13 protein-coding genes are annotated in these 17,014 nt (G+C 66.2%); 2 read left to right on the top strand and 11 right to left on the bottom strand.

The features are described 5' to 3' along the window. Positions 1 to 71 precede the first annotated feature (71 nt). Positions 72 to 2,882 carry a type VI secretion system ATPase TssH gene (tssH, locus tag AC1DVW_RS20630; RefSeq protein WP_477325491.1) on the top strand — a complete coding sequence of 937 codons (2,811 nt, stop codon included), beginning with the start codon at positions 72 to 74 and terminating at the stop codon, positions 2,880 to 2,882. A gap of 24 nt (positions 2,883 to 2,906) precedes the next feature. On the opposite strand, the gene AC1DVW_RS20635 is transcribed toward tssH, so the two are convergent. The 6 genes from AC1DVW_RS20635 to AC1DVW_RS20660 form a co-directional block, all read right to left on the bottom strand. After that, positions 2,907 to 4,139 (bottom strand): VWA domain-containing protein, encoded by a 1,233-nt coding sequence (locus AC1DVW_RS20635; protein ID WP_477325493.1) that lies wholly within the window; start codon positions 4,137 to 4,139, stop codon positions 2,907 to 2,909. A 2-nt stretch (positions 4,140 to 4,141) separates the two neighbouring features. Then, positions 4,142 to 6,370, bottom strand: coding sequence for a DUF5682 family protein (locus AC1DVW_RS20640; RefSeq protein ID WP_477325712.1), 2,229 nt, complete (start codon positions 6,368 to 6,370; stop codon positions 4,142 to 4,144). Between the two features lie 33 nt (positions 6,371 to 6,403). Continuing rightward, the gene (locus AC1DVW_RS20645; protein ID WP_477325495.1) at positions 6,404 to 7,483 is read right to left on the bottom strand and encodes an ATP-binding protein; all 1,080 of its coding nucleotides are present in this window, start codon (positions 7,481 to 7,483) and stop codon (positions 6,404 to 6,406) included. Between the two features lie 19 nt (positions 7,484 to 7,502). Then, positions 7,503 to 8,936 (bottom strand): DUF5691 domain-containing protein, encoded by a 1,434-nt coding sequence (locus AC1DVW_RS20650; protein WP_477325714.1) that lies wholly within the window; start codon positions 8,934 to 8,936, stop codon positions 7,503 to 7,505. After that, positions 8,933 to 10,345, bottom strand: a complete 1,413-nt coding sequence (locus AC1DVW_RS20655) for an SWIM zinc finger family protein (RefSeq protein ID WP_477325497.1) — start codon at positions 10,343 to 10,345, stop codon at positions 8,933 to 8,935. The genes AC1DVW_RS20650 and AC1DVW_RS20655 overlap by 4 nt, the downstream gene beginning before the upstream one ends. 98 nt (positions 10,346 to 10,443) lie before the next feature. Further along, positions 10,444 to 10,983 carry an Lrp/AsnC family transcriptional regulator gene (locus tag AC1DVW_RS20660; protein WP_477237297.1) on the bottom strand — a complete coding sequence of 180 codons (540 nt, stop codon included), beginning with the start codon at positions 10,981 to 10,983 and terminating at the stop codon, positions 10,444 to 10,446. A gap of 48 nt (positions 10,984 to 11,031) precedes the next feature. On the opposite strand from AC1DVW_RS20660, the gene AC1DVW_RS20665 reads away from it, so the two are divergent. Further along, positions 11,032 to 12,243 (top strand): MFS transporter, encoded by a 1,212-nt coding sequence (locus AC1DVW_RS20665; protein WP_477325499.1) that lies wholly within the window; start codon positions 11,032 to 11,034, stop codon positions 12,241 to 12,243. Here AC1DVW_RS20665 and AC1DVW_RS20670 read toward each other — a convergent pair. The 5 genes from AC1DVW_RS20670 to AC1DVW_RS20690 are packed head-to-tail and all read right to left on the bottom strand — an operon-like array spanning position 12,240 to position 16,957. Beyond that, positions 12,240 to 13,529: an NAD(P)/FAD-dependent oxidoreductase gene (locus AC1DVW_RS20670; RefSeq protein WP_477244001.1), complete on the bottom strand. Its 1,290-nt coding sequence runs from the start codon at positions 13,527 to 13,529 to the stop codon at positions 12,240 to 12,242. The two genes, AC1DVW_RS20665 and AC1DVW_RS20670, sit on opposite strands and share 4 nt — an antisense overlap. Positions 13,530 to 13,537: 8 nt before the next feature. Beyond that, positions 13,538 to 14,512, bottom strand: coding sequence for a branched-chain amino acid ABC transporter permease (locus AC1DVW_RS20675; RefSeq protein WP_477325716.1), 975 nt, complete (start codon positions 14,510 to 14,512; stop codon positions 13,538 to 13,540). Further along, entirely contained in the window at positions 14,509 to 15,417 is a 909-nt protein-coding gene (locus AC1DVW_RS20680) for a branched-chain amino acid ABC transporter permease (RefSeq protein ID WP_477325501.1), read from the bottom strand. Before AC1DVW_RS20680 ends, AC1DVW_RS20675 begins: the two co-directional genes overlap by 4 nt. After that, positions 15,414 to 16,163 carry an ABC transporter ATP-binding protein gene (locus tag AC1DVW_RS20685; RefSeq protein WP_477243258.1) on the bottom strand — a complete coding sequence of 250 codons (750 nt, stop codon included), beginning with the start codon at positions 16,161 to 16,163 and terminating at the stop codon, positions 15,414 to 15,416. The genes AC1DVW_RS20680 and AC1DVW_RS20685 overlap by 4 nt, the downstream gene beginning before the upstream one ends. Then, positions 16,160 to 16,957: an ABC transporter ATP-binding protein gene (locus AC1DVW_RS20690; RefSeq protein ID WP_477325503.1), complete on the bottom strand. Its 798-nt coding sequence runs from the start codon at positions 16,955 to 16,957 to the stop codon at positions 16,160 to 16,162. Before AC1DVW_RS20690 ends, AC1DVW_RS20685 begins: the two co-directional genes overlap by 4 nt. Positions 16,958 to 17,014 lie beyond the last annotated feature (57 nt).

Here is a 17,014-nt window from a genome sequence, read left to right on the forward strand (position 1 = left end):
GAATCACGCGCTTTGTCAAGTGACCGCTTATGTGGCAGGCTATCGGCAGGCAGATTGCAGGAGCACGTTCGATGGAACAGCGCCGGTCATCGCAGAGTTTCAAACGCAAGGAACTGGTCGGCAAGCTCAATCCCGTCTGTGTGCGCGCCTTCAAGGCCGCGGCCGATGCCGCCAAATTGCGCGGCAATCCTTACGTCGAACTCGTCCACTTCATCGAACAGCTGGTGCTCTCGGATCGCTCAGATGTGCAGATGATGCTCGCCGATGCCGGAATGGATGCCAGCCGGCTTACCGCCGACATGACCCGCGCCGTCGACAAGCTGCCTTATGGCGCCACCTCGATCGAGGAATTCTCCGATCATATCTTCCATGCCATCCAGGAAGCCTGGAACCTGGCGACGCTGGAATTTGGCGTCGAGGAAGTCCGCAGCGCCCATGTTTTGCTTGCCTGTCTGAAGACGCCGGTTCTGGAAGGCCTGGTGTCGAAGATCAGCGGCGAGTTCGACAAGATCGATGCCGATGCTGTCATCGCGCGGTTCGCGGAGGTGGTGGAAGGCTCGCTGGAAGGGGGCGCCTCCACCAGTGCGGTTCCCGCCGCTGAAGCGCCGCGGCGCGCTCCTGGCGGGGATTCGGCATTGGCGAAATATGCCACCGACCTGACCCAGCGCGCCCGCGACGGCAAGATCGATCCGGTCGTCGGCCGCGATCCGGAGATACGGCAGATCATCGATATCCTGATGCGGCGCCGGCAGAACAACCCGATCCTGACCGGCGAGGCCGGTGTGGGCAAGACCGCAGTGGTCGAGGGCTTTGCCTTGCGCATCGCCCAGGGCGATGTGCCGCCGACGCTGCAAGGCATCAGCGTGCGCATGCTCGATGTCGGCCTGATGCAGGCGGGCGCCAGCGTCAAGGGCGAGTTCGAAAAGCGGCTGAAGGCGGTCATCGATGAGGTTCAATCCTCCGAAACGCCGGTCATCCTGTTTATCGACGAAGCCCACACCTTGATCGGCGCCGGCGGTGCGGCCGGAACCGGCGACGCCGCCAATCTTTTGAAACCGGCGCTGGCACGCGGCGAACTGCGCACCATCGCGGCAACCACCTGGGCCGAGTACAAGCAGTATATCGAGAAGGACCCGGCGCTCACCCGTCGTTTCCAGGTGGTCAAGATCGACGAGCCGTCGGAAGCGGTGGCCGTTCTCATGCTGCGCGGCGTCGCCGGCGTACTGGAGCAGCACCACAAGGTGCAGATACTCGATGAGGCGATCGAGGCGGCGGTGGGCCTTTCGCATCGCTACATCCCGGCACGGCAATTGCCCGATAAGGCGGTGAGCCTTCTCGACACCGCTTGCGCCAGGGTCGCGATATCGCAGCATGCCACGCCGGCCGAGGTCGAGGACATTTTGCGCCGCCGTCAGGCGCTGGAGGTCGAGCAGGGCATCATCGGCCGCGAGGCGGCGATCGGCATCGACGTGACCGACCGGCAGGCACGGGTCGAGACCGGGCTTGCCGAAACCGAGCTCACGCTTGCCGCCGCGCAGGGGCGCTGGGAGCGGGAAAAGGCGCTGGTCGCCGAAATCCTCGAATTGCGCGCCAGGCTGCGCGGCGAGGGCGTGCCGCTCGATGCGGTGGCGGTGGCGGCGCCGGAGGCCGATGCCGAAACGGCAGCGGCGGACGAAGAAAAGACCAAGGTGCCCAAGACGGAGCCGCCCAAGGCTGAGACGGCCAAGACCAAGGCGGCCAAAGCCAAGGCCGACGCCGAGGCGCCTGCGGCCGCCGAACCTCCTCCAGCCGATCCGGTGGCCGATCTCGCGCGGCTGCGCGAACTGATGGCCGAACTCGCCGAGGCGCAAGGCGAGACGCCGCTGATCCTGCCGTCGGTCGACCGCAACGTGGTCGCGGCCGTGGTTCAGGACTGGACCGGCATTCCGACCGGGCGGATGCTGTCGAGCCAGACCGAAAAGGCGCTACGGCTCGCCGCCACCCTCTCCGAACGCGTCGTCGGCCAGGATCACGCCATGGAGATGATCGCCAAGCGCGTGCAGACCAGCCGCGCCGGGCTTGGCGCCCCGGAAAAGCCGGTCGGCGTGTTCCTGCTCTGCGGCCCGTCCGGCGTCGGCAAGACAGAGACCGCACTGGCGCTGGCCGAAACGCTGTACGGCGGCGAGCAGAACCTGATCTCGATCAACATGTCCGAGTTCCAGGAAGCCCATACGGTCTCGACGCTGAAAGGTGCGCCGCCCGGATATGTCGGCTACGGCAAGGGCGGCATCCTGACCGAGGCGGTGCGCCGCAAACCCTATTCCGTGATCCTGCTCGACGAGGTCGAGAAGGCGCATCCCGACGTGCACGAGATTTTCTTCCAGGTTTTCGACAAGGGGATGATGGACGACAGCGAGGGCAGGCGCATCGACTTCAAGAACACGCTGATCCTGCTGACGTCGAATGTCGGCTCGGAAGTCATCATGGATCGCACCAAAAATGGGACCGTGCGCGCCGGGCTCGACGACCTCGACACGGCGCTGCGCGGCCCGCTGCTGAAAGTCTTTCCTGCGGCCTTCCTCGGCCGCGTGGTGACCATTCCCTACTACCCGCTTTCGGATTCGATGATCGAGGCCATTACCCGTCACCAGTTCGCCAAGATCGCGCGGCGCCTGCGCGCCAGCCACGACGCCGAACTGGTCATCGGCGACGGTGTCATGGATCTGGTCAAGGCGCGCTGCACCGAGATCGAGTCTGGCGGCCGCATGATCGACGCCATCCTGACCAACACGCTGCTGCCGGAACTCAGCCGCGGCGTGCTGAACCGGTCGCTCGACGGCGAAAAGATGACCAAGGTGACCGTCAGTGCTTCCGCCGACGGCTTTGCCTATTCGTTTGAATAGGCCTAGCGGCGAGCCTTCGCCGGCCTATTGCTGCGGTGTATCCGCCTCGGCGCGGATCAGCTTGATATCGGCGCCCGCCGCCCAGGCGCCGATATCCTCGCGCCGCAGGGCCGCCGCCATCATGTCGGGAAACAGGTCGGGCGTGCAGGCAAAGACCGGAATGCCAAGGGCCGCGACCGAGGCCGACATTGCCGGATCGTAGCCCGGCCGGCCCTGATCGGTCAGCGCCAGAAGCACCACGACATTGACGCCGGATCGGACCAGCGCCGCCAACCGCCGCAGCAATTCCTGGCCGTTGCCGCCCTCATAGAGGTCGGTGATCAGCACGAAGTGGGACTTGGTCGGCCGCTCGATGCGGTCGGCGCAATAAGCAACCGCCTGGTTGATGTCGGTGCCGCCGCCAAGTTGCACGCCGAACAGCACTTCGACGGGGTCGCTGAGTTCCTCGGTCAGGTCGACGATGGCCGTGTCGAAACAGACCAGCTTTGTGCGCACGACCGGCAGCGAGGCCATCACCGCCGCGAAGATCGAGGCGTAGATCACCGAGCTCGCCATCGAGCCGGACTGGTCGACGCACAGCACCACCTCGTCGAGATCGACCAGCCGGCRCTGCTTGCGCATGAAGCCGACCAGCTTTTCCGGCACGATGGTTTTGTGCTCGGGTTGGTAGTGGCGAAGATTGGCCGAGATGGTGCGCGGCCAGTCGATGTCGCGCTGGCGCGGGCGGTTGGTGCGCCGCGAGCGGTCGAGCGCGCCGCGGATCGCTTCGGCGGTCTTCTGCTCCAGTCGCTGCATCAGCTTGGCGACGATATCGGCGATGATGGTGCGGGCAATGTCCTTGGTCTTGGCCGGCATCACCGATCGCAGCGAAATCAGGTCGGCAACCAGATTGACGTCGGCCTCGATCGCTTTGAGGAATTCCGGCTCCATCAGCATCTGCTTCAGGTTCAGCCGTTCGAAGGCATCCTTCTGCACGATCTGGACGACCTGCGCCGGAAAGAACGATCTGATATCGCCCATCCATTGCGCCACGCGCGGCGCCGAGCGGCCAAGCCCGCCGCGCCGCTTGCGCGGATCGGCATCGGCATCGGCATTGGCGCCGTAAAGCGCATCGAGCGCCGACGACAGCTTTTTGTCGTCGCTGGAAAGGGCTGAGGAGGCCTCGTCATCGGCGCCGATCGCCAGCCGCCAGCGCCGCTCGCGCCCGCCGTCGGCGGGTGCTGTGGCCGAGCCTTCCGCGTCTGTTTCGTCGTCCATCGTCATACTCCGCCCGCCAGCAAGGGCCCAAGCTTCTCCAGGTGCCGGCGCCAGGCCTCGCCGCCATCCGGCGCGGGCATAAGCCCGGCGGGCAGGCGCTGGGCGCGGCCGAGCACGGCCTCAATCAGCCGCCGGCGTTCCATCGAGTCCAGATTGGAGAAGACACGGCGCAGCAGCGGCAGATGTGCGATGAAGGCGTCCTCGTCGAGGGATTTGAGCCACGCATCGACCGCGCCGCGCAGACCCTCATCATAGATCAGCCGCTGACCGGCGGTGCTGAAGAAGCCTTCGAAGAACCCCGCCGCCTGTGCAACCAGTGTTCCCGGCGACAGTCTGCGCCCGAGCAGTCCGGCAGCGTCCTCGGCCGACAGCTGGCCGGCTTCGTAGAGCAGATGCGCGGCGCAGCCGGCGAGCAGCGCCGTCGAGCGCTGCCCTTCCAGCACGCCGGTCAGCCCGTTGCGCCAGGCGTCGAGCACACCTTCGCCGGGCTCGACCAGACGGATCGCCGCGTCGGCCTTGCGCACCGCGCCAACCAACGTCGCGGCTGCCTGTTCGTCCAGGTCGCGCACCGCATAGGGCAGCGCGATTGCGCCTTCGACAATCAGCCGTTCCAACAAACCGGAAAGCCGGTTGGTTTCAGTCTTGCGCGCCTCGCCGTAGCGGATGATGTCGGCGAGCGGTGGCACCGAGGCCAGGATCTCCAGGCATTCGCTGCTGTGCGCCGCCCGAGCCTCCAAGGCCGCAAGGCCGGCGCTCGAGGCCTCGGACAGGTCAGCCGTGATGGCACTCTGGACAAGTGCTGCAAGCGTGTCGAGGCTGGCGGCGGCGCCGAGCATCTGGGTCAGGCGGCCATTGGCGGCCTTTTCGATGGTCGGGCCATAGACCAGGTTCTCGACCAGGCGCACGGCATATTCCGGCTCCCAGGCCAGTGTCCATTTTTCGCGAAACGTGCCACGGCTGCGTCCGGCATCCGCCAGTTTGCCCCACTGCACACCGAGCACATTCAGCCGGTGCAGCAATGTCGAGCGAAACAGGCCGCTTTCGCTGCGCAGGTCGACGGACAGTTCGCGCTCCAGCGCCTCCGGCTTCAGCCGCGCCGCCTTCTGGTTGCGCTGCAGATCTTCGATCAGCGGCGCCAGCGGCGTGTCGGGCGGAATCTCGCCGACATCCGCACCCAAAAGCAGCTCGGCCTCGACCAGCGCCCACAACAGCGCTTCGCCATTGAACAGCGCCGCGATCGCCGCGTCGCGCAATTCCTCGAAGCCGGGTTTCGGCCGCTCGCGAATGGCGGCGAGCGTGCGGGCAAGCCGCTCGGCTTCGATCAGCGACGCCGTCGAGACCAGATGACCCTTCGCCCGCAGCACCGCCGCGATCATCGCCAGCCACAGCGTCGCGGCATCGCGCCGACCGCGCGTACGCCACAAATGCTTGCACCAGCCCGGCGCGACGACCCCGGCGCCGTAGCCATAGCCCAACGCCAGGCGCGGTCCCGTCCATGGCGCCCATGTCATGGTGCTCTTGCGCCGGGCAATCCCCTTTATGAGGGCCTGATCGTTCTTCTGCGCGTGTGCGGCCTGCAAGGCCGGCAAGTGCCATGCGCCGCAGACGACGGCGATCGGTCCGTCGAACTCCTTGCGCGCAGCCGCGATTTCCAGTCGCATATGCGCTTCACGCTTGGCCTCGAACGGCGCGATCGTGCCTTCGCCGTCGCGCAGCGTCGTCATCGCGTCGGCGATGGCCGCGAAGATCGGACCCGGTTGCGGGTTCTGTTCGATGATGTCGGCCCACCAGCTTTCGCCATCCTCATAGCCGGCGGCCTCAGCCAGCGTGCCGATCGGGTCGCGATGCGAAGCGGTCTCGCCATCCTCACCGGCTTCATCCTTGGGCTCGGTTTCGTCAGAGCCATCCGTCTCGTCCGCACCGTCCGCCGCTCGTGCGGTGAACCGCGCCGATGACGGCAGGTCGATGAAGCGCAGCGCCGCCTTGTTCTCCACCGCCCACACCGCCGCCTGGTATTCCGGCGAAAACTCGGCGAACGGCCAGAAACTTGTCGCGGCCGGATCGTCCTCGGGATAGCAAAGCAGCGCCACCGGCGGCTGCATTTCCGGGCGCGCCAGCAGCGGCAGCAAGGCGGAAGCGTCGCTCGGCCCCTCGATCAGCACGGCAACCGGCTGCAAGTCGCGCAACGCCTGCACTAGGCTGGCGGCGGAGCCCGGCCCGTGATGGCGGATGCCGAAATAGGCGACGTCTTCAGCCCCATGGCGTCAGATCGCTGCGTTCAGCGCCGCATAATAGCCGGCATAGTCTGGCCGCTTCTTGAGCACCGTTTCGAGATATTCCTCCAGCACCACCTTGTCCTGCACCGGATCCTTGATGATGGCGCCGACGAGGCTGGCGGCAAGGCCTTCGGCGCCGAGCTTGCCGCTGTCGAACCATGCCGCCTGGCTGAGGCCGCCGACCATGGTGGCGATCGCCTCGGCGGTCGACAGCGAACCCGAAGGCGTCTTCAGCGTCACCTTGCCGTCGGCGGTCGCGCCCGAGCGCAATTCGCGGAAAATGGTCAGCACGCGGGCGATCTCCTCGCCGACATTTTTCGGCACCGGCAGGTCGAGCCCGCCGGCCATCTCGTCGACGCGTTTGGAAACGATCGCCACCTCTTCGGCCATGTCTTCGGGCAGCGGCAGCACTACGACGTTGAAGCGGCGCTTGAGCGCCGAGGACAGCTCGTTGACGCCCTTGTCGCGGTTGTTGGCAGTGGCGATGATGTTGAAGCCGCGCTGGGCATAGAGCGAGGTGTTCAACTCCGGAATCGGCATCATCTTTTCCGACAGCACGGTGATCAGCGTGTCCTGCACGTCGGAGCCCATGCGCGTCAGCTCTTCCAGCCGACAGAGCTTGCCGCTCTCCATGGCGCGGTAGAGCGGCGTCGGCACCAGCGCTTCCTGGCTCGGCCCCTTGGCCAGAAGCTGGGCATAGTTCCAGCCATAGCGAATCTGGTTCTCGTCGGTGCCGGCCGTGCACTGCACGATCAGCGTGGAATTGCCCATGATGGCGGCGGCGAGATGTTCCGACACCCAGGATTTGGCGGTGCCGGGAACGCCGAGCAACAGCAGCGCGCGGTCGGTGGCGAGCGTCGCCACCGCGGTTTCCATCAGCCGGCGGCGGCCGACATATTTCGGCGAAATCACCGTGCCGTCGCTGGCCTTGCCGCCGAGCAGATAGGTCAGTACGGCCTTTGGCGAGAGGCTCCATCCCGCCGGCTTCTGGCGATCGTCATTGCGCGCCTGCGCTTGCAGTTCGGACGCATAGGCCTGCTCGACGGGGAGACGGATGGCTGCGTTCATGGTGCTGTTCTCCGGATTGTCATGTGTTGGTTCCCATCAGGGCTGCATTAAGGCGCAGGAAAGCGAGCGAAGCCGCCGCCGGCGGCATGCCGGCCGCGACGATGTCGCCGATCAGTCTTTCGGCCGTCGCCGCGGTCGCGAGAAAACCTATTGTTTCCAACGCGTGGTCCGCGCTTCGCTTGGCGGGCTCGTCGTTTCCCGCAACCTGGGAACGCAGTGCCGACAGCGCCTTGCCATTTGTCAGGTCGCCCCATTCCAGCCAGCTTGCTTCGGCGCCTTCGACCAGGTTGAGCGCTTCAAGGTTTTGCCCGTCCTTCAGGATTTGCCTGATCAGCGTACGCTTCCTGCCGCTGTCCAAACGCAACATGAGGTGGAAGACGAAAAGCGCCGGCTTGCCGCCCTCCGCGACAAGTGTATCCGCCAGCAGCGCCACCGTGGCATCGCCGCCGGACACCGCGACCATCCGAACGAGCGACAGATCCGCTCTGTCGTCGACACCGAATTGCCATGCCGCGACGAAATCAGACTCCGTTTTGCCGAAACGCGCCACAAGATCGACCAGGTAACAGCTTGCAAACAGGTCGACGCGACGGCTTTCTTGGGCAGCCGACTTCAGCTTTGCCGGCGCATAGGTGGTGCGGCGGCGTATGAATCCGGACTTGGCTTCTGCGATGAAGGCGGCGAGTTCGGCAACGGGATCGTCGGCTCCGCCGTCGCTCGGCCGGACATGCTCGCCCAGTCTTGCCAGCAGCCGCCCTGCCAGTTCCTGCACCTTGCCGGAGCGGTCGGTGGCCAGGCTTTTCAGGAACGGCGCATCCGCAGGCGTCAGGCCGAAATGCATGAGTTCGATCAGCGCCAGCCGGACTTCCGCCGGTTCGCTGGGCGCCTTCGCTTCGATCAGGTTACGGGCCGTGGCCGGCTCGCGGCGACGCATCTCGGCCAGCGCGGTGCGGCGCGCGGCCGGATAAAAGTCATCCCAGTTCTGCACCGACAGTTGCTCCTGCGGCACAATCTTCAGCCCCTCCACGCTGGCTTGCCAGTCGATCCACGGGGCGTAGACGTCAGGGCTGTTCTGATCCGATGCCGACGGCATCCAGTCCATCGGATGCAGCACGTAGCCGCGGCTCGCGACGAGGGTCGCCACACGTGTCTTGCGTCGCGCATCGGCGGCGTTCCTCAGGGCCACCCGCAACAGCGGCCGCAACCGCTCCGGCAGCAGCGGCAGGCCAAGCCTTGGCAGCGGCGGGCGCCGCTTCAGCGTCTTCGGCGCCGCCGGCCGCAAGCCGACGTCGAGCGCCTGCGCGGCGATCGCTAGCAGTTGCCGTTCGCGTTCGTCCGGGCTTGCGCCGGCGGCGATTTCCTTCCATGCGGCCGGCGCCAGATCGAATGTGGTCCCGCCGGTGATCCAGCAGTCGCGCATCGTCGCCAGGCCGGTCTGCTCGAGCTCGTTCATGACAGGTCGAGCCTCCCGAAGCCGCTTTGCGCGGCCAGCAGATCGAGCCGCGCACCGTTCCAAAGTGCTGCCGTGGCCGCGAGATCGAGGCCAAGCACGGTCTGATCGACGGTTCCGGCAACCGGCAGGGCGATCCCTTGCGGGTCGTGCGCCGCTTGCCACCAGGCCGCGCCGCGATCATCGAGCAGGATGGCGCCGGCCGGCAGCATCAGCGGACAGTCGGTCGACCATGGCGCTGCGTCCTGCTGCGATGCATGCGCGGCCAGCGGATCCTTGATGGTGCCGAGGCCGAAATCCGGCCAGGCGCCGGACGCGGCATCGCCCTTGCGTTCCGCCACCAGCGCCCGCAGCGGCTGGCGCGAGGGATAAAACACCAGCCGGGCATCGAAGCGGTCGCCGGGCGTGAACGCCGCCGAGCGGCGGCCGGCCGAGGCGGGAAAGAAATCGAGCAGCAGCGCAAATTGCGGCGTCGGACACTTGAGGTCGAGCAGCCAGGTCGAATGGCTGACAAGGCCGTCGCGGCGAGTCTCGATCTTCTCGCCGATGACTTCCCAATGGCTGTCGACCTGTTTTGCATCGGGGTTGGCCAGAACCTGGTCGCGGGTCTCGGACGCCGACACCATCCGCTTGAGCTCCGGATCATCGGGCGCCGAGCGCCAGGCTTTGGCCAGCAGCACCAGCTTGCCGAGTTCGCGGATAGCTGCATCCGGCCGTTCCTCGCTGCGCAGCGCCATCAGCCGCGCCGGAATCTCGTCGATGCGCCCGGCAAGCGCGGTCGCCTTCATGTCGACCAGCCGCGCGGCAATGCGGCGGCAGCGCTCGCTGCTGGCATCGGCAAAGGCTGAGAGGCCGAGCCGCAGCTGGTCGGCAATCCACTGGTCGAGTTCGTCCAGCGCTCCCGCCACCGCTGTCCGCGTGTCTTCCGCCCGCTTGCGCTGTGCCGCCTCGCGGCGCTCCGCCGCGGCAGCGTCCTCGATTGCGGTGACTTCGTCCGGCTGCGCGGCCTCACCGATGCTCTTGCCGGACGCGCCGGCCCCCGCGCCCGGCGTTGCAGTGGCCGGCTGGCCCGTCGTCTTCCGGCGCCGGCCAAGCCAGTCGCTCACCCATTCCGGCGTTGACTCGGCAGCGGTGAGGCTGGCCGGCGCGGTGGCGGCGATCCACATCAGCGCCAGCGTGTGCTTGCACGGAAATTTTCGCGACGGGCAGGTGCATTTGTAGCCGTGGTCGCCGGTGTCGACCACGGTGCGGTAGGGGTTGGAGCCGGAACCCTGGCATTCTCCCCAGATCAAGGCCTGCTGCTCGTTCTTTTCCAGCCGTGGCCAGTTCGAACGCTTGGTGAGTTTCGAGGCGGCGCTCAGCGACGCCTGATCGGGGGCCAGCGCCTCGATGGTTTTCAGGTCGAATTCCAAGCCGCGCCTCTCGTCACCCCAAATCAATGCCTGGCATCAGTATAGGGTGCCGTTTGTGAAGGATTGTTGTGGCTCCGGCAAGACGAAGATGGCCCAGATTAGTACAGCGGCGTTGCCATGTGCCGGGGCGTCGGCCATTCCGTCGTGACCCCCGGTTGCACCGGCCGCTCGAGATAGGTCGACAGCACGACATAGCTTCGCGTCGAGGTAACGCCGGGCGTTTCGTAGAGACGAGCCAGCAGGCCTTCGAGCGCCCTGGTGTCCTCGGTGCGAACCTTGAGCAGCATGCAGGTGTCGCCGGCCACCGAATGGATCTCCTCGACCTCAGGATATTGGGAAACGGCCATCAGCTCCGGCGTCTTGCCCCAGCCCTTGGTATCGATATGCACGAAGGTGAGCAGCGGCTTCTTCACCGCCTTGGGGTCTATGATCACCGCTGTGCCGCGGATGGCGCCGCTACGCCGCAGCCGCTTCACCCGCTCATGCGCCGCCGGTGGCGACAGGCAGACCCGCTCGCCGAGTTCGGCGTAGCTGATCGTTGCATCCTCGACCAGCACGCCTAATATTTTTCGGTCGATCGCGTCGAGCTCGCGGGCAGCTGCCTTGTTCTGCAGAACACCATCTGTTTCTTCATCCATAACGAAATTCCTTGTTGTCGCAGAATTTAATTCGGCCACTATGCCGATATGACGAACACACATCAAGCTGCAACGCTCCCAACAACAGCGCCGATTCCGGCGCTGGCCTATCTTCTGACCGGCTGCATCGCCGTCATCGGTTCGAACTCGCTGGTTCTGGGCCCGATCGCCCCGGCCGTCGCTGCATCCTTCGGCACAAGCGTGCCGGCGGTGATGGTGGCTGCGGCCGCCTTCGGTCTCGGCACCTCGGCAAGCGCCCTGTTCCTCGCCCGCTACATCGACGGCGTCGGCGCCCGCCGCATGCTGCAGGGCGCGCTGCTGTTGCTGGCGGTTGCACTTCTCGCCAGCGCGCTGGCGCCGACGGTATTCGCGCTGGTCGCGGCACAGGCGGTCGCCGGCCTTGCCGCCGGCGTCGCCATGCCGGCCATTTATGCCAGTGCGGCAGCGATCGCGCCGCCCGGCCGCGAAAGCGGCACGATCGGCGTCGTGCTGACCGGCTGGACGGTCTCCATGGTGGCCGGCGTGTCACTGTCGGCCGTGCTCGCCGACCTCGTGCACTGGCGCGCCGTCTTCGCGGCGGTAGCACTTCTTGCGGTTCTTGCCTTGGCCGGCCTCACCATGACCTCACTAAGCGACGTCAGGAAAAGCGGGCCGGCGCCGACGCCGCTGGCTGCATTGCGCATTCCCGGCATCGTGCCGCTTCTGATCGCCTGCGGCGCCTTCATGACCGCCTTCTACGGGGTCTATGGCTATCTCGGCGATCACCTTCACAGCGGCCTGGGGCAGCCGGTCAGCGCCAATGGCTGGGCAGCACTTGCCTATGGCGCCGGCTTCGGCACGGCAGCACTTCTTGACGGCACAATCGATCGCCTGGGCGCACGACGCGTCATGCCATTCGCCTACCTGCTCGTCGCCATCGTCTATGTCGGGCTTGCTGCGGCGAGCGGCAGCTTCGGCCTGATGCTGGCGATGGTGGCCATCTGGGGCCTCGCCAATCACTTCGGACTGAACGTGCTGGTGATGCGTCTCACCGCGCTCGATCCTTCGCGGCGCGGCACCATCATGGGGTTGAACAGCGCGGTAACCTACTTCGCGGTCTTTGTCGGCACCACCAGCTTTGGACCGCTCTATGCCGGGTTTGGATATGCCACGTGTGCGATGGTCGCGGCGCTGCTTATGCTGGTCGCTGCTGCTGCGGCGGTATGGCCTGCCGCTGCTCGCCGGCATGAGGGCCACGAATCGATCGAGCAGCAGGGCTAGGCTGCCGCGTCCAGCCGGTCGCGCAGCATGCTCCACGGCAGCAGCATGTTCGGCGCATGCCGCATCAGGCCATGCAACGGGATCGGCGACGGCGGCGCAAAAGGCAGCGGCAGGTCGCGCGCATCGGTTCCACGCGCCCAGTCGGCCAGCACCTTTCCCATCGCCGTGGTCATGGCGATGCCGCGCCCGTTGCAGGCAAAGCCGGCGATCAGGCCCGGCCCGAGATCGACAAGGCGGGGCAGGAAATCAGGCTCGACGGCGGCCATCCCCGACCAACTGTATTCAAGCGGCGGCAGGTCGGGAAGCTCGAGATGCTTCGCCAGCCGCCGCCAGATTTTCTGCGGCACCCGCGCATCGGCACCGGGTCCAAAAATATGCATGCCGCCGCTGATCAGCCGGTTTTCACTGTCGAAGCGGAAGGTGAACAGATTGCGCCTGGTGTCGCCGACGCCTTGCCCGCCCGGCAGCAGGCGGCTGCGTATCTCGCGCGGCAGCGGCGCCGTGGCGACCTGGAAAACCCTGAGGGGAAAGTAGGTTCGCTGCAGCGTCGGACTGAGCGCCCCGCCATACGCATTGGTGGCGATCAGCACCCTTCCGGCACGCACTGACCCGGCCGCCGTCTTGACAGTCCAGCCGTCCGCCATCCGATCGATGGATGTAACGCGCGTGTGCTCGAAGATGCGCGCGCCGGCCTTTTCCGCCGCATCGGCCAGCCCACGCGCATAGTCGACCGGATTGAGCACGCCGCCCGAACGGTCCATCCAGCCGCCGACATAGCCGCGAGCCCCGGTCAGGTCCTCGGTCGCCTGCCTGTCCAGCGTGACAACAGGCCTGCCGCGCCCTGTCCATTGGCTGGCGCGTGATTTGACCTTTTCGAAAGCGGCCAGCGAATGTGCCGGCTGGATCCATCCGCTCTGCATGGCGTCGCAGTCGATACAGTGCCGCCGGATCAGGCGGAAAACCAGGTCGGCGCTGCCGGCGGCGAAATCGATCAGCCTTTTGCCGCGCTCGGGCCCGAGGTGAGCAAGGATGTCGACCGGGTCCATCTTGGCGAAGTTCGGCACGACGAAGCCGGCATTCCTGCCGGTCGCGCCCCAGGCGATGATTTCGGCTTCGAGAACGGCAACGGAGAGGCCTTTCCCGGCGGCGTGCAGCGCGGTGGAAAGACCGGTAAAGCCGCCGCCGACGATCGCCAGATCGACATCGAGTGCGCCATTGAGGGCCGGCCGCTCACGGCAATTGCGGCCGATGGCGTGCCACAGCGAAAGGCCACGCGAGCCGGTCATGTCTTTCGTCACTTGCTCTCGCCCGCCGTCGCTTTCGCAGTCTTGCCGAACCGCGCCCGCAACGGCCTGTCGCCGAACAGACCGTTCGGCCGGACCAGAAGGATGACGCACAGCATCACGCCGATGGCGACGATCTGCAGCGCTGCGGCGCGCGCCTGCTGTTCCGGCGGGAACAGCACACTGGTCAATGTGCCTGACCCCGCCCAAATCGCCCAGACCAGGATGCTGCCGATGACGGCACCGAGATTGCTGCCGGAACCGCCGACAATCAGCATCACCCAGACCTGGAAGGTGAGGATCGGCAGATAATTGTCCGGCGCGATGAAGCCGGTGAAATGCGCTTGCAGCGCGCCAGCCAGCGCCATGATGGCACCACCGACGGCAAAGGCCTGCACGCGGTAGAAACGCGCGCTCTTGCCCAGCGATATCGCCGCCCGCTCATCCTCGCGCAGCGCCTTCAGCACCCGTCCCCAGGGGCTGCGCGACAGATGCTCGAGCGCGAAATAGACGACCAGCGTCACTGCCGAGACGACAGCTAGGTTCGACAGATTGAACAGCAGCGGCGTTTCGGCGAGGCTGCCGAAAGGGCGGGGGATGAAGCCGATGCCGAAAGGGCCACCAGTCAAACTCTGCGCATTGAGCGCCACCAGTTGCACGACGACGGCGACACCAAAAGTGGTGATCGCCAGATAATCCGATCTCAGGCGCAGCGTGGCCATGCCGGTGATGGCGGCGGCGACGCCACCAACCAGCATGGCGCCGAGCCAGCCGACGAGGATCGGCAGGCCGAAGCCGCCCAGCCGCGCGGCATCATCGGGCGTGGTCAGCAGCGCCGAAGTGTAGGCGCCGATGGCGACGAAGCCTGCAAGGCCGACGTTGAACAGCCCGGTCAGCCCCCACTGCAGGTTGAGCCCCAGAGTGACCAGCGAGAAGATCAGCGCCGTGGTCAGGAAGAAGGCGCCGTAGCCGAGCAGATCCATCAGCGTTCCCTCACTCCAAAGATGCCGACGGGCCGCACGAACAGCACCGCCATCAGGATGATGAAGGAGACCGCCGCTCGCCATTCGGCGCCGATCAACTGCACCGCGCCGGCTTCGGCGAGGCCGATGATCAGGCCGCCGAGAACGGCGCCCGGCACGCTGCCGATGCCGCCGAGGATGGCGGCGGCAAACATCGGCAGCAGCATGTCGAAACCCATGAACGGGCGGATCTGGATGAGAATGCCGATCATCACACCGGCGACGCAGGCAAGCGCGCCGCCGATGAGCCAGGTGACGCGCACGACCCTGGCGACGTCGATGCCGACAATGCGGGCCAGCGCCGCATTCTGGCTCAGGGCCTGCATCGAGCGGCCGGTTTGCGTGCGCGTCATCAACAGGTGCACGCCAAGCACCAGCACGGCGGTCAGCAGCAAAAGCGCGATCTGGTCCGGGGTGATGCGGATGCCGAAACCGACCGGCATGGCGATCTGGATGGCGCGGCTGAAATAGGTGGGCCGCGAGGTGAAGGTGAATTCGAGCAGGCTTCTGAGCGCCATCGAGGCGCCGAAGCTCGCCATCACCACGATGATCGCCTGGCCCTTGGCGCGCAGCCGCGCGAACAGCACAAGGTCGAGCAGCAGCGCCAGCAGGCCGGTCAGCGCCATGCCGATGATGAGTGCTGCGATCAGCGGCCAGCCGAAGGAGAGCGGCGCAATCGGCGCCACCTTGCCGACCACAGCACCTATGGCGCTGACGACGGCCAGCGTCGCATAGGTGCCCCAGGCCATGAAGTCGCCATGGGCGAAGTTGGAAAAGCGCAGGATCGAATAGGTCAGCGCCACGCCGATGGCGCCGAGGCCGATCATCGAACCCGTCAAAAGTCCGTCGACGACAAATTGCAGATTCATGCCGCGCTCCCTTTCTCGGAGGCCTTTCGGCGCTGGCCGAGATAGAGTTCGGCGACGACTGGATCGTTCCACAGCTCCGAGGCAACGCCCTCGTGCCGGTCCTTGCCTTCGACCAGCACATAGGCGCGGTCGCCGATGGCGAGTGCTGCCTTGGCGTTCTGTTCGACCAGCAGGATTGTGACGCCGGATTTGCGGATGCCGGCCAGCATCTCGAACACCATCGCCACGAATTTCGGCGACAGGCCAGCCGAAGGCTCGTCGAGCACCAGCACCTTGGGATGCACGATCAGCGCGCGGGCGACCGCCAGCATCTGCCGCTGTCCGCCCGACAAATTGCCGGCAACGGTCCTGCGCTGACGCACAAGGTCGGGAAACGCCGCGTACATTTCCTCGATGCGGGCAGGCGTCTCGCGCGGCCTCAGGATGCCACAGGCGACCTTCAGATTGTCCTCCACCGACATCAGTGGAAAAATGTTTTCGGTCTGCGGCACGAAGGCGAGGCCGAGGCGGACCATGGTGTGGGCGGGTGCGGACGTGATGTCCTTGCCGTCCAGCGTCACCGTGCCTGATGTGATCGGGACGAGACCGGCGATGGCCTTGATCAGGCTCGACTTGCCGGCGCCGTTGGGGCCGAGCACGACGACGATCTCGCCCTTGCTGACGGTGATCGAGGCGCCGCGCACGATCGGCACGCCGGGCTCGTAGCCGGCTTCGAGGTCGCGGACATCGAGGACGATCTGGCTCATGCCGCGCCTCCGAGATAGGCCTCGATGACGCGCGGATCGCGCGCCACCTCGTCCGCCGTGCCTTCGCACAGCAGCTGGCCGCTCGCCATGACCAGCACGCGGTGGCAGAGCCGGCTCACCATGTCGATATTGTGCTCGATCAAAAGAAAGGTGATGCCGCGCGCGTTGATGTCGCGAATGCGGTCGATGATGACTTCGAGCAGCGTTGCATTGACGCCGGCCGCCGGCTCGTCGAGCAGGATGATCGCGGGGTCAGCCATCATCACGCGGGCCAGTTCGAGCAGCTTGCGCTGGCCGCCGGACAGCACCCGCGCCGGCTCATGCGCCAGATGGGTCAGTGCGACCAGCTCAAGCAGCTCCAGGGCCTTTTTCTCGCCGGCCCTTTCCTCCGTGGCGACCCGCCGCGGTGTCAGGAAATTGGCGAGCAGTCTTTCGCCAGCCTGGCCTTGCGCGGCCAGCATGACGTTTTCGATCAGCGTCAGGTTGGGCAGCGGCCGGGGGATCTGGAAGGTGCGGCCAAGGCCACGGCCGATGCGGCGGTGCGCCGCTTCCCCCGAGACCAGCGTGCCGTTGAGAAAGATCTCGCCGCTGGAAGGCAGGATGCTGCCGGCGAGCAGATCGAACATCGTCGTCTTGCCGGCGCCGTTCGGGCCGATGAGGCCAAGGATTTCGCCAGGCCGCACCTCGAACGAGACGTCGTTGACCGCGACGAGGCCGCCGAAGCGCCTGACGACGTTCTTCGCCGCCAGAACCGGTGCGCTTGTATCGTCCTGTCGTGCCGCTGTCTCGCTCATGCACCCCTCTGGCCGAGCGGTCGCTGCCGCCTTCTGATTTTTTTGATTTGTGATCAC

This window comes from Mesorhizobium sp. P3_B5 (assembly GCF_056402815.1).

What these genes read in the sequence shown, in the direction of transcription:
- tssH (WP_477325491.1), top strand. Translation starts at nt 72, where the DNA reads ATGGAACAGCGCCGGTCATCGCAGAGTTTCAAACGCAAGGAACTGGTC.
- AC1DVW_RS20645 (WP_477325495.1), bottom strand. Translation starts at nt 7,483, where the DNA reads ATGAACGCAGCCATCCGTCTCCCCGTCGAGCAGGCCTATGCGTCCGAA.
- AC1DVW_RS20650 (WP_477325714.1), bottom strand. Translation starts at nt 8,936, where the DNA reads ATGAACGAGCTCGAGCAGACCGGCCTGGCGACGATGCGCGACTGCTGG.
- AC1DVW_RS20660 (WP_477237297.1), bottom strand. Translation starts at nt 10,983, where the DNA reads ATGGATGAAGAAACAGATGGTGTTCTGCAGAACAAGGCAGCTGCCCGC.
- AC1DVW_RS20665 (WP_477325499.1), top strand. Translation starts at nt 11,032, where the DNA reads ATGACGAACACACATCAAGCTGCAACGCTCCCAACAACAGCGCCGATT.
- AC1DVW_RS20670 (WP_477244001.1), bottom strand. Translation starts at nt 13,529, where the DNA reads ATGACCGGCTCGCGTGGCCTTTCGCTGTGGCACGCCATCGGCCGCAAT.
- AC1DVW_RS20680 (WP_477325501.1), bottom strand. Translation starts at nt 15,417, where the DNA reads ATGAATCTGCAATTTGTCGTCGACGGACTTTTGACGGGTTCGATGATC.
- AC1DVW_RS20685 (WP_477243258.1), bottom strand. Translation starts at nt 16,163, where the DNA reads ATGAGCCAGATCGTCCTCGATGTCCGCGACCTCGAAGCCGGCTACGAG.
- AC1DVW_RS20690 (WP_477325503.1), bottom strand. Translation starts at nt 16,957, where the DNA reads ATGAGCGAGACAGCGGCACGACAGGACGATACAAGCGCACCGGTTCTG.